This is a genomic window from Acinetobacter sp. FY683 (genome assembly GCF_059515885.1).
Genome location: NZ_JCAKNA010000022.1, coordinates 32,439 through 44,964 on the forward strand (window position 1 = coordinate 32,439; position 12,526 = coordinate 44,964).

Sequence of the window (12,526 nt, forward strand, 5' to 3'; positions counted from 1 at the left end):
TTAAGTTATTAGTTTAATTATTAAATTATTTTAAATAATTGGTCTATTCCTTATAAACTATCAAAATAAAAGTGTTAAAATCATTTGGATTTTAGAGTCTCAAATTATTCTACAAAAAACAATATCAATCACACTTGATCACCATTGTAAAATCCACAATTAGCCAATGCTTTAAGAGCCATCATCATTAAAATAATTTAAGACTTTTAGAAATAGAAGACTTCTCAAGTATAAGATTCAGATCATCAATCTAAATTGTCATTTGATATAACAAATTTAGACAGCAACAATCCTGTTTTTCCCTTTATTTTTGGCTTCATATAGAGCTATATCGGCTCGTTTCATTGTATCTGTACATGAGCTATCTTCCGGTAATATAGTAGTTACACCTATACTAGCTGTAACAAGCTCATCATCTACTGAAAACTGACTTAACTCTTTTCTAGTCCGTTCCTGTATTCGCTTGGCAAACTGAAGTGCTTGCTCATATCCTGTATTTGGTAAAATAACCACAAACTCATCACCACCTATACGACAAGCACAATCAGTTTTTCGAAATGTTAAGCGCAATATATCTGCTGCTGCTCGAATCGCTTCATCCCCTGCATGATGACCTTTACTGTCATTGATTATTTTCAAATTATCAAGATCGAACATCAAAATAGAAGTCTGTACCGAATGCCGCACATATAACTCATAATGTAGTGTTAATTCATGCTCTAGTTTTCTTCGGTTGAACAGCCCTGTTAACTGATCGGTATGACCTAATTCTGTTAGCCTAATTTCCAAGTCGTGGCGCTTTGAAATATTACTTGCGACCCAGAGTACAACCTCTTCCTCTTCCACCAAAAAACTCAGGGCTTGAATGCGTACTTCAAACCAAATTGGTTCTACAGGACCCTGTTCAGGTAGACCTTTCACATCCCTATTACTCAACTCATATTCTTCTATAAGTAGTTTTTTAGACTCTAGTGCTTGGCTAATCAGCTCCAGAAATAAGTTAGCTTTATCAGGCTTTATCATATCTGAAATATACTGACCAATAAGACTAGAGCCGTCATGGTAATAGCGTTTATCACGACCACCAAATACGGCAACATATTTTCCACTTCGGGTCAAAATAAAGGCAGGATCTGGCAAAGTATCAAGAATAGTCGCCATCTGCTCAACGTTGATCATGAAGCATATCTTCTGATTGGGTTACAAGATGTAACATGTTAGTTCAATAACAATACAAATGCACGATTTTTCATCAAAAATTGCCATTGACCTTTTCTAAAATCAAGTTCTTATAAGGTTCAGATCAAGTTATTAATTATGCTCAAGAAGCATGTTGTGTTTCTAATATGATTATTTTTCTAAAATTTAAATAAAACATGCCACACTAATTATTTTTATTTTAAATCAAAATTGTATATTAAATTAAAAAGCTCAATCATCACCAATTGAGCTTTTTAATTCATTTGTGATGTCCCATACTCTCAATTCGAATAAAGTTCCACAATTTATTTTCATGTTTCCAAATTGAAATTGATATGAAGCTCAAGCTACTCAACAAATAATAAAGCCAAACGCACTTGGTCATAACCCATTTTCGGGCTTGTTAAATCTACAATCGGACGTAACTTAATAGAACCATCATCATTAAAATGATTGGAATCCTTACGCTTTATTAAGCGCTTATAAATTTTACGTACTTGCTCAACAACTTCTTCATCTGGGCTTGCCACAGAAATATCTAAACCTTGTTCTTTATGCAAACGCCCTAAATGATTAATAATGGTTGCAGGCGTTAAACCACGCTCTACCGCAATATCTTGAATTTCATAACCATCAATAAATAATGCTTTCGTTTCATCTAAAGTTGCTGTGGCGTAATTGGTTTTACCACCACTTTTAGCAAGCTTCTTCTCATTACGCTCAATTTCAACTTCATTTAATGTACCACCGCAATGACGAATAAACGCTTTATGCTGAGGTGTTAAATCAATTGTATCGTAATGCGTTTCTGCTTCATCTGAAAGCTCTTGAAAACGCCTATCTGCCTTAATGGCTAAACTATCTAACTCTAAAGCTTGCTCATTGAAACCAAGCAAACGCAAACCATCTAAACTTTTTAAACGAGACAGCGCAACATAGCCCTGACCATTTTCGAACGTATGACTTAAATTAATTTCAGCAGCTTCTAAGGTCATCCCTTGAGATTTATGAATGGTAATTGCCCAAGCCAAACGTAAAGGAATTTGTGAAAAACTCGCAATAGTTTTACCCGCATCGTTATCTACCGACCATGTTTCAGGCTCAACAATTAAAGTTGTACCATCCGTCAGTTTTACTTTCGGTAAACAGCCATACTCGTCATCTTCTTCAAAACCAATCACCTCTCCCAAGCTACCGTTAATGTAACCCATGTCGAAATTATTTTTTACGAACATCACTTTGGCATGTTTTTTTAAGGTTAAATTTTCAGGCGCACGTACTGAAGATTTCAACGTTTCAATCAGTTTGTCATTACCATCACATTGCGCATCGAACTGACGACCATCATTTTCAATTTCATTTAAGTGTTTGAAATTAATGGTGTCTACATCCATATTATGTGTATATAAACGTGTAAAAGTATCACCAATATTTTGATGCCGCGTTTTTATTAAAGCTTGTTTATGTTCTTCACTAATGCTTTGGCTACGAATTGCATTTAAAATATCATTTAAATAATCATTTCCTTGACGATGCTGTTCCGTCAAATAACATACGCGAAATTTTGCTTCTACCCATGCTTCAGACATAAAGCAGAATTTATCTCGGTTACGTTCATCATTACGACCTACAGGTGGTAGCTGGAAAAAATCACCCGCAACAATCACTTGAATGCCACCAAATGCTTCATCGCTTTCTTTAAAGAATTTTAAAACCTTATTCACCAAATTCAGCTGCTTTGCATGAAGCATCGAAATTTCATCAATAATTAACACTTGGGCATTTTCTAAATGCTCTTTTAAATATTTTCGTTCTTTCATACGTTTCAGCTCATCTTCTGAAATCGTATCTTTAATCCCAATACCCGCCCAAGTATGAATAGTCATACCATTCATATGGGTTGCTGCAATACCTGTAGACGCTGTAATTGCCACAGTTACTTTGCGTGCTTTTAAATAATTGATGTATTGATTAAGCGTATAGGTTTTACCTGCACCAGCCGATCCTGTTAAAAATACATTTTCACCAGCTTTTAATAACTTCAGTGCAGTTTCTTGTTTCATAAGACCTATAACCATAAACGAACCGCTATAGCCTACAGATTTTTGACTAAAAAGTTAAGATGAAAAGCGGTATAAACGACAAAGCATGTCTTTTGATTTTATTTCATCGTTTTGTTTAGGTTTAATTCATCAATAAATTGTTTTGCAATACTAATCTGTAATGATTCAGCCTTTTTATTGTTCGAATATTCTAATTGATCGAAATACAATTTCTCATTTTGCAAATGGCAACCTAAAGTTAAATGCTCATTATCATTTAAGGATGACATATGAAATGCCACATATTCACCTTGTACAATTTGCGGTGTGTAACTTTCTGCAAGACAATGCCTCAAATGCTGAGATTCAGCCAAAATTTGATCTAAATTTTTAAGTTCTTCAAATTTCCAATAATTAAACTCAATTACATGCTCTTTAGTAAAACTCCCCCATGATGATCCTAAATATTTTTGTTTTAACTTTTCTAGCATTTCATCTTTTTGCACTTGATGATGCCAACTTATTGCTTTCTCAAATAAACCAAACCAAGATACATTTTTTATAATTTGGTGATGACTCGTCAAATATGACACCAAATAGTCACGAACATAAGAATCAAAAACCAATTCTTTCACATGATTTTTTCTTAAATAAAAATGCTGTCTAAAGTGTTCTAATATGATGTTATGGCGCTTGAGCATAAAAATGAATTTTCGCCCCTGTTGCCTTTCAGGCAACATATATTCCATTAAATCTTGGGGTAAGCTCTTAGAAACATCAAATAAATATTGCATATAAGCCTGCATTAAACGACTTAAATTGGTATAAACAACTTTCACCGCATTTTCTTGATATTGTACATGCGAGTTTAATGCCTTTAACCACTCATCTAAATACAAAACAGAAGGTTTTAAATGTTCAAAATCATTTAATGATTGTTCTTTTTCTGCATATTGTGCACAGCTTAAAATAAACATTCGTGCTGAAACAAATTGAAAATGCTGCAACGTGGCTAAAATAATACTGCTATGAAAACGACTACAATCAACAAAGCTTAAAGCCGTCATGGTAATTCGACTACTAGTATGCTGCATAGAATCTACAATCCAGTTCACCACATTCACTTCTTGTTTAAAAACCCAATTGACTTCTTGTTTAGAATTAAACAAAGGAACTTGTATTTTTTCATCCCAAAAACTCGCTTCTCCTTTATAAAAATGCTGCTTTGCAAACAAGTCTGATTTTGTCCAATACTGTTGTGGAATATGTTTTACAAAATTTAGGATATTTGAATATTGCTGCGCATGTTGCCAAAGCATACAAATTTTTTCGGTACTTTCCACATAGTCATTTAAATTAAAATAATCTGGAAAACATAATTGCATCACACGATAGCTTGGTGTTGGCATAAATTGTTGTGCACTCAAGCTCAACTCTTGAAAACTGTGGATTAAACTTTGTACATTAAAAAAATCATCACCTAAAACCAAATCTAAGCGAAATAAATCAACAAATAAGTGAGTAATTTCTGTAGGAATTTTCACAGGATATTGTCTTTGTTTTGACAGTATTTTTCGTTTAAATATTCCTTCCCTAATCATTAAGTGATCAATAATTTCAGCCTGAACTTGAGTTAAGTTTTCCAGCCATGCATGTACTCTTTGCTCTGCTCCCACCCAAATATAAAGCTGACGATTTAATAACTTTCTAAAATTTTCAGCAGTTTCACGCAGTAAGATCGAATTTTGACTCTCTATTTCTGTACTATAAAACATCAAATTCTGATAAATAAATTGAATAATTTCAGAGTATTGTAAATTTTCAATATCACTACTTACCTGAAGCATTTGCTTTTTATGTGGATTTGAAAAATCCAAACAAAACAAACGATTCAATATGTATATATGATGATTAGCCTGATCTATTTCAAACATATACTGTGCGTCATAATGTCCAATAATGCTCATCTGATCAATAAAAATGCTTTCCATTGATTTAGAAATTCTCATAATTTGTTGAGCAAAATCTTTTCGAATAATCGAAGAATAGACATCTTTTTTTATTTTCATTGATTGTCCTTTTAGGGACGCTTTTATATTTCCACTGTAAGGTTTTTTCCTACAAATACCAATCCCCAATTGACAACTTTAATAGACTCATCGATATTCATTGTGAAATTTAGGTATTTTTACAAAGGAATGTAATGCCAAAACCAACAAAACAAAATATTCAATATCGTCCAGATATTCTTGGTAAAAGCTATAAATGTACCGATATTAATTGCGCTGATGACAATGATGGCAAAGTCATTGCCACGTTAGTTCGTAAATTAACGAATAAACCATGTAAGAAAGCAGTCCTCTATATTCATGGATTTATCGATTATTTCTTTCAAAAAGAAATGGCTGAGAAATTTAATAAACAAAATTTTAATTTCTACGCTCTCGATTTACGCAAATATGGTCGTTCACATTTATCTCATCAGCAATTTTATGATGTGAAAAATCTGTCAGAATATAATGAAGAAATTACCAAAGCTTTAGACATTATTGCTTCTGAAGGCAATCAAAATGTTTTATTAGCAGGACACTCTACTGGTGGATTAATCACGACCTTATATGCCGCTAAATAAACATCCTTATCATCCGTTAATTAAAGCACTTTGGGTAAATAGCCCTTTTTATGACTTTAATAAATCAAATTTAGAAAAAAATATTGGAATCCCCATTCTTGCTAAAATGGGGAAAGCATTTCCAAATATAAAATTTCCAAGTGGCCTAAACTCTTTGTATGTTCCAAGTTTACACATCAGTATGTATGGTGAATGGAATTTTAATCTAGAGTGGAAAAAAGAAAATTATCCTTGTGTATATTTAGGCTTTGTCCATGCAATTTATGAAGCTCAAAAGCAAATTCATGATGGTATTTATTTGAGTATTCCAACATTAGTTATGTATTCACATCAAAGTAAACATCCTAAACAATGGAATATTGATGCTCAAAATAGTGACATAATATTAAACGTAAAAGATATTGAAAAATGGGCATCGCGCTTTCACGGCAATGTGCAATTATGTGAAATTAAAAATGGTCTGCATGATTTAGTTTTATCTACACAACCTGTACGTAAAAATGTTTATACACAATTATTCAAATGGCTTAATGTGAAAATCCCCTAAGCTACAAATATTTGATTTATATCTAATATATTTCAATTTATATACAGTTTTAAAACTTAGTTTTGATATTTTAGTATTTTTTGATGTACAGGATGATCATTTGGTACAAGTTCAATTAAACGCTCCAAAGCATCCACAGCCTCAGGATAATGCGCCAAATGTTTAAGCAAAATATCTGTGTTTTGTGCTTTGAAAATTGCTTCGCTCAAACGTGATTCAATACAATCACGCCATGTACACAAAAATGGACTTTCTGTTTTTGCTAAAAAAGTTCCGCTAAATTGTTTTAATGCTTCTTCTAAATATCCAGCATCTAAGGCATTTTCGATTTGTAGAAAATCGGCATCAATATTCGCTTGTATTCGATATGGGCGTGAAATAACAAGCTCACCAAATAAATCTTTAATTTGTGACATTTCCGCCTTTAATGTACCCATACTAATTTTTCTTTCGCCATATAATGCCTGATGTAATTGTTCTAAATTTAAGCCCGTAGGACATAATGCTAAAATACAGATAATTTCAATCTGTCTAGGAGTTAAAACCATCACCCGACCATTCACTAAAATTTGGGGAGATGAAAAACCACGTATATAAATATTTTGCTGTCCTAAATCCAATAAGGCATGCTGAATAATAGATGCACAACGCTCCGCAGCAAGCAAACCTAGACTATTATGCTTTTCCCATACCGTAGATAAATCAATAACACCTAATATTTTTTGAGTAGATGGATCGACCACGGGTGCTGCGTAACAAACCCAATCTTGTATAGACTCCATATAGTGCTCATTAGAAAAAACACAACTCGACTTTTGAGTTTTTAAGGTTAAAGCTAAAGCATTCGTACCGACTAAGTCTTCTCGCCATTGACCACCTTCTACAAAATGCACCTGTTCTGCAGCAGACTGCATTTGCTTACTTGCAGCACTCCAAATAATCGTACTTCCGATATCCCCAACAGCAAGTACCATAGAAGATTGATCTGCAACATGTTTAAGTTCATCCTCACAAATTCGAAGTGCACTTTTTAACTTAGCAGATGGTGCCTTTTTCACATGATGATTAGAGACCTGATTCACTAATGGCGCTGCTGTGCGGTCAGAAGGAATTAATGCTGATTCGGAACGATGCCAAGAGCTAATGATACTTTGTTCAAGCTGACTTGCATGTTCTAATGACAACGTACTACCTTGTCTTAACCGTTCAATTTCTTGTCTCTTTTTTATCAAACTCTGAATTTCCATCATCTACATGTTCCTTTTATATAGACAGTCATTATTTACGTTCTATTTTTATTATTTGTATTGTTGAACGACTTCCATTCCTATAATTAACTATAGTTTTTGCGCTTTGTCTTCTCTTTTATTGTGACATTTCGTCAATATAATTAAATATAAGTTTCATCTAATCGGCATAGACAAAATTTAAATGCCTATATATTTTAGCTTAGTGTGAATCCAACCTTTTTCCAACCTTTTTCATTCTAATCTTAATAAATATGGAAAAAATCTATTCATAACTTCGATAGTTCATCGATAAACAAAAAGGAAATTGTTATGCGCTATGCAGATCCAAATACAGACGGTTCAAAAGTACAATTTAAATCTCAGTATGAAAACTTTATTGGTGGAAAATGGGTAGCTCCTGTAAAAGGACAATACTTTGACAACATTTCTCCCGTAAATGGACAGGTATTCACCAAAGCTCCTCGCTCTTCTGTAGAGGATATTGAACTCGCTTTAGATGCAGCACATGCAGCTAAAGCTAAATGGAATGCATCTTCCCCGACAACACGCTCTAATATTTTATTAAAAATTGCAGATCGTTTAGAAGAAAACTTAGAACTACTTGCTGTTGCCGAAACATGGGATAACGGTAAGCCTATTCGTGAAACCTTAGCTGCTGACATTCCACTATGTATTGACCACTTCAGATATTTTGCAGGTTGTATTCGTGCTCAAGAAGGTGGAATCTCAGAGATTGATGAAGATACCATCGCATATCATTTCCATGAACCTTTAGGTGTTGTAGGACAAATTATTCCTTGGAATTTCCCTATTCTAATGGCCGCTTGGAAACTTGCACCAGCACTTGCTGCAGGTAACTGTATTGTTCTAAAACCTGCTGAGCAAACACCTGTTAGTATTTTAGTTCTTGCTGAACTTATTCAAGATATTTTACCCCCTGGCGTTCTCAATATTGTGAATGGTTATGGTGCTGAAGTAGGTCGCCCATTAGCCACCAATCCACGTATTGCAAAAATTGCATTTACAGGTTCAACCGCTGTTGGACAACTCATTATGCAATATGCAACAGAGAATATCATTCCAGTCACTTTAGAGTTAGGCGGTAAATCTCCAAACTTATTCTTTGAAGACATCATGGATCGTGATGATGATTATCTTGATAAAGCATTAGAAGGGTTTGCGATGTTTGCCTTAAACCAAGGTGAAATTTGCACATGCCCATCACGTGCTTTAGTGCAGGAAAGCATTGCAGATCAATTCCTTGAAAAAGCTATTGAGCGCGTTAAACGTATTAAAACAGGTCATCCTTTAGATACAACGACGATGATTGGTGCACAGGCATCTCAAGAACAGCAAGACAAAATCTTAGGATGTATTGCAACTGGTCGTGCAGAAGGTGCACAAGTTCTTACTGGCGGTGAAGCACGTCATGAAGTCGGTGAAGGCTTTTATATTGAACCAACAATTTTCAAAGGTACAAATAATATGCGTACGTTCCAAGAAGAAATTTTTGGACCTGTACTTGCTGTTACAACCTTTAAAGACTTTGATGAGGCAATCAAAATTGCCAATGACACCATTTATGGTCTAGGTGCCGGTGTTTGGTCTCGTTCGGCCCATACATCATATCGTGCTGGTCGCGCTATTCAAGCTGGACGTGTATGGACAAACTGTTATCACATGTACCCTGCCCATGCCGCATTTGGTGGTTATAAAAAATCAGGAATTGGTCGTGAAAATCATAAAATGATGCTAGATCATTATCAGCAAACTAAAAACTTACTCGTAAGTTATTCAACAAAACCTGCTGGTTTCTTCTGATTTTAATTAACTTTAGATCTTCACTTGCAGGCTTCATACCTGCAAGTGATTCCTTTCTCAATCTACATCTTTAAAATAAAATGATTTAATACATTAGGAATCTGTTTTTAAAATACTTAGATTAGCATTTGAAGTGCAACACCATGTTGTTGGCATAATACCTGACTCGGACTTTTAAAGCCGAGTCTTTTTCTTGGGCGATGATTCAAACGTTGAGTGATTTCTGAGATATATTCATCCGTATAGGTATTTAAATCACTCCCTTTTTTAATATATTGCCTGATTAGACCATTGGTCTTCTCATTTGTACCTCGTTGCCAAGCACTATAAGGATCAGCAAAATACCAGTCGATTTCTAATTCTTGAGCTGCATACTCATGCAGACTGAACTCCTTACCATTATCTGCGGTGATCGTCTTGAGCTGATCTTTGATTGGCTCAAGTAAGCGGATAGTTGTTTGGCAAATTTCTTCTGCCTTGCGTGAACTACACTTTTTCAGCCATAAATAACCTGTCTTGCGATCTACAATCGAGACCAGTGATTGCTGATGGTTCTTACCCACAATCGTGTCTATTTCCAGATCACCAAAGCGAGTCCGATGCTCAATCTCAATAGGTCTATCATGAATGCTTCTACGATGACTTAGCTGACCACGGGTTTCAGGAGAGCCGTATTTCCTCTTTCTTTGATTTCTGAAACGTAGGTTGTGAAAGAGTGTACCCCCCTTATTTTTATCCTGCCGAATGAAGCGATAAATTGCATGCAAACTGACTGAAACACGAGAAGCGATCTGTTCAGGGCTCCATTGAAGACTAAGACAAGAGATGACTTGTGCCCACGTTTCATAAGGGATTCTTTTAGGATTGGAACAATGGCGTCTCCGAGCGAGTGTATTGGCGTGTTTAGCGAAGTAACTATTTCTTGCTCGATTACGTTTAATTTCTCTAGATATAGTTGAAGGTGAGCGATTCAGTCTCCAAGCGATATACCGTTTAGAAAAACCTTCACGTAATAATGTATATATCTGATATCTTTCTTCTTGGGTAAGATGAGTGTAGTTCATAATGCAACTTTGACTTTGGTCGGTCGGAAGCAAAATGCTAGCTCATCTTACCTCCTTCCAATAATTTAATCTCTGTTGCACTTCATTTGAGAATCTAAGATATAATAAATAGCGCCTTTTCTACCACTCAATAAAATTAAATTTATGTCAAATTTCCCAGATACAATCTACGTCATTCAACACGTAGCTTTTGAAGACCTAGGTTCTCTTGAAGATACTTTTTATCAACTTGGTTTTCGTGTACGTTATTTTGAAGCTGGAGTTGAAAATTTAAATAAAGCTTTCGAACATCAAGGTTTAACCATTATTTTAGGTGGTCCTATTGGTGTAAATGATGTTTCAGATTATCCATTCCTACAAAATGAAATAGACTTACTAAAAGTTCGTTTGGAAAAAAATCTACCGACTATTGGAATCTGTTTAGGTGCTCAACTTATCGCAGCTGCTTTAAATTCCAAAGTTTATACAGGTAGTCAAATAGAAATTGGATGGTCTAAACTTCAATTGAACAATGAAATTAATAACCCTCTTGCACCATTACAAAATATTGAAGTTCTTCATTGGCATGGTGATACTTTTGATCTACCAGTGAATGCTCAGTTACTTGCTGGTACTGAGGTATATCCACATCAAGCTTTTTCTATAAACAAACATATCCTTGCCTTACAATTTCATATTGAAGCATCAAGAGATAGTATGGAAAAATGGCTCATTGGACATACTTGTGAATTAAAGCAAAGAGAGATCAATATTCAAAAACTAAGAGAAGATAATCGAAAGTTTGCGCCACAACTCGAATTTGTAGCAAATCAAATTATTAAAAACTATATGATATCTTTAACAAATTAATGATTAATACAAAATAAAAGATCTAAGCTAAAACTTAAATCTTTTATTTTAAATTCAACTCTATAAATAAAAATTTGATTTTTTAACAAAGCTTCAAATTACTTAGGCTATTTTGTTTTGCAAAATGAATTCCTAGTAAACCCATCAAGCTCCAAACTTTTACTTTGGCGCTCTAAGTAATAATTTGCAGCTAATAGCATTGTTGAAGCATTTTCTAATTGTCTATTATCTTCCGATATCCTTTTAATATTTTGATAGGCAATAATACGCTCGCAAAATGCTTTATTTTGTTCAGAGAAAGTTGCTTGTGTATCATCTGAATCTAAAACCACTTTTGTATCTTGAATAATTTTCATGTATTGACTGAGCAAAGCATCATATTTAACTTGCGTCAGTTGTTCTGCATACGTTAACGATGCAAAACAACTCAATATGATTATAAGAAACTTACTATAAAGTTTCATATATTATGCCTCGTCACCTTCTTTCCATACATCCTCATAATCATCACCATCAATCATAAAACGAAAGCCTACATCTAAAGCTAAATATGGAAGAACGTCAGGAGCAATATCTTGTAATTCACGAACCGTCATCGTTTCAAAATTATCAATACCCTCTTCTAGCTCACCACCATAAATATACCAACTCACATTTTCGTCAGTTGTAGGCTGTTTACGGATACCAACTAATGGGTCTTTATTTAGTGTTTGAACTGCGACAGCAATGACATCATCACCACTAACTTCAATATAGATAGAGCCAAACTCCTCACATAAAAGCTTCTGTTCTAAGATTAGTTCAGCCAATGCTGAAGCTTGTTGCGAGATTTTAGCCATAAGATAAATACAGTGATAAATAGTTGTACCTAGCTTAACTTAAATAGAATATTTTCCAATTATTTTTATTATTTAATTTCATTTCATTACTTTTTCTTTTTCTTTTTCACATATAAAAAAACACCCCCTTAGGCATTAAGCTAAGGGGGTGTTTCGAATTAATGAGCTGGCGATGACTTACTCTCACATGGGTAACCCCACACTACCATCAGCGCTAAGAGGTTTCACTTCTGAGTTCGGGAAGGGATCAGGTGGTTCACTCTTGCTATTGTCGCCAGCACA

At 34.4% G+C, this 12,526-nt stretch carries 9 protein-coding genes, 1 rRNA gene and 1 pseudogene; 3 read left to right on the plus strand and 8 right to left on the minus strand.

Annotated features, from left to right (window positions below; genetic code table 11):
• Positions 1–276 precede the first annotated feature (276 nt).
• The 3 genes from AC5YDH_RS11335 to AC5YDH_RS11345 all read right to left on the minus strand — a co-directional run bounded on the left by AC5YDH_RS11335 (position 277) and on the right by AC5YDH_RS11345 (position 5,311).
• Complete coding sequence (locus AC5YDH_RS11335; protein ID WP_496119589.1) at positions 277–1,179, minus strand: sensor domain-containing diguanylate cyclase; 903 nt, start codon at positions 1,177–1,179, stop codon at positions 277–279.
• A 368-nt stretch (positions 1,180–1,547) separates the two neighbouring features.
• Positions 1,548–3,263 carry an AAA family ATPase gene (locus AC5YDH_RS11340; RefSeq protein WP_496119591.1) on the minus strand — a complete coding sequence of 572 codons (1,716 nt, stop codon included), beginning with the start codon at positions 3,261–3,263 and terminating at the stop codon, positions 1,548–1,550.
• 98 nt (positions 3,264–3,361) lie between these two features.
• The gene (locus AC5YDH_RS11345; protein WP_496119592.1) at positions 3,362–5,311 is read right to left on the minus strand and encodes a hypothetical protein; all 1,950 of its coding nucleotides are present in this window, start codon (positions 5,309–5,311) and stop codon (positions 3,362–3,364) included.
• Positions 5,312–5,445: 134 nt separating this feature from the next.
• Between AC5YDH_RS11345 and AC5YDH_RS11350 the strand changes: the two are divergent.
• Positions 5,446–6,421, plus strand: a pseudogene (locus tag AC5YDH_RS11350) (alpha/beta hydrolase).
• Positions 6,422–6,477: 56 nt separating this feature from the next.
• Here the strand turns inward: AC5YDH_RS11350 and AC5YDH_RS11355 are convergent.
• On the minus strand, positions 6,478–7,671 hold the full coding sequence (locus tag AC5YDH_RS11355) for an AfsR/SARP family transcriptional regulator (protein ID WP_496119594.1): 1,194 nt from the start codon (positions 7,669–7,671) through the stop codon (positions 6,478–6,480).
• A 309-nt stretch (positions 7,672–7,980) separates the two neighbouring features.
• Here AC5YDH_RS11355 and exaC point away from each other — a divergent pair, with 309 nt between their 5' ends.
• Positions 7,981–9,492 (plus strand): acetaldehyde dehydrogenase ExaC, encoded by a 1,512-nt coding sequence (exaC, locus tag AC5YDH_RS11360; RefSeq protein ID WP_496119596.1) that lies wholly within the window; start codon positions 7,981–7,983, stop codon positions 9,490–9,492.
• Positions 9,493–9,608: 116 nt separating this feature from the next.
• Here the strand turns inward: exaC and AC5YDH_RS11365 are convergent, their stop codons facing one another.
• Entirely contained in the window at positions 9,609–10,556 is a 948-nt protein-coding gene (locus AC5YDH_RS11365) for an IS30 family transposase (RefSeq protein ID WP_496119598.1), read from the minus strand.
• A 144-nt stretch (positions 10,557–10,700) separates the two neighbouring features.
• On the opposite strand from AC5YDH_RS11365, the gene AC5YDH_RS11370 reads away from it, so the two are divergent.
• Positions 10,701–11,405: a glutamine amidotransferase gene (locus tag AC5YDH_RS11370; protein ID WP_496119600.1), complete on the plus strand. Its 705-nt coding sequence runs from the start codon at positions 10,701–10,703 to the stop codon at positions 11,403–11,405.
• Between the two features lie 107 nt (positions 11,406–11,512).
• Here AC5YDH_RS11370 and AC5YDH_RS11375 read toward each other — a convergent pair whose 3' ends face one another.
• From AC5YDH_RS11375 to rrf, 3 genes are all read right to left on the minus strand, one after another.
• Positions 11,513–11,869, minus strand: a complete 357-nt coding sequence (locus AC5YDH_RS11375; RefSeq protein ID WP_496119602.1) for a hypothetical protein — start codon at positions 11,867–11,869, stop codon at positions 11,513–11,515.
• A gap of 3 nt (positions 11,870–11,872) precedes the next feature.
• On the minus strand, positions 11,873–12,244 hold the full coding sequence (locus tag AC5YDH_RS11380; protein ID WP_496119604.1) for an immunity protein Imm33 domain-containing protein: 372 nt from the start codon (positions 12,242–12,244) through the stop codon (positions 11,873–11,875).
• A gap of 164 nt (positions 12,245–12,408) precedes the next feature.
• Positions 12,409–12,523 (minus strand): 5S ribosomal RNA (rrf, locus tag AC5YDH_RS11385).
• Between the last annotated feature and the right edge of the window lie 3 nt (positions 12,524–12,526).

What these genes read in the sequence shown, in the direction of transcription:
- exaC (WP_496119596.1), top strand. Translation starts at nt 7,981, where the DNA reads ATGCGCTATGCAGATCCAAATACAGACGGTTCAAAAGTACAATTTAAA.
- AC5YDH_RS11355 (WP_496119594.1), bottom strand. Translation starts at nt 7,671, where the DNA reads ATGATGGAAATTCAGAGTTTGATAAAAAAGAGACAAGAAATTGAACGG.
- AC5YDH_RS11345 (WP_496119592.1), bottom strand. Translation starts at nt 5,311, where the DNA reads ATGAAAATAAAAAAAGATGTCTATTCTTCGATTATTCGAAAAGATTTT.
- AC5YDH_RS11380 (WP_496119604.1), bottom strand. Translation starts at nt 12,244, where the DNA reads ATGGCTAAAATCTCGCAACAAGCTTCAGCATTGGCTGAACTAATCTTA.
- AC5YDH_RS11365 (WP_496119598.1), bottom strand. Translation starts at nt 10,556, where the DNA reads ATGAACTACACTCATCTTACCCAAGAAGAAAGATATCAGATATATACA.
- AC5YDH_RS11375 (WP_496119602.1), bottom strand. Translation starts at nt 11,869, where the DNA reads ATGAAACTTTATAGTAAGTTTCTTATAATCATATTGAGTTGTTTTGCA.
- AC5YDH_RS11340 (WP_496119591.1), bottom strand. Translation starts at nt 3,263, where the DNA reads ATGAAACAAGAAACTGCACTGAAGTTATTAAAAGCTGGTGAAAATGTA.
- AC5YDH_RS11335 (WP_496119589.1), bottom strand. Translation starts at nt 1,179, where the DNA reads ATGATCAACGTTGAGCAGATGGCGACTATTCTTGATACTTTGCCAGAT.
- AC5YDH_RS11370 (WP_496119600.1), top strand. Translation starts at nt 10,701, where the DNA reads ATGTCAAATTTCCCAGATACAATCTACGTCATTCAACACGTAGCTTTT.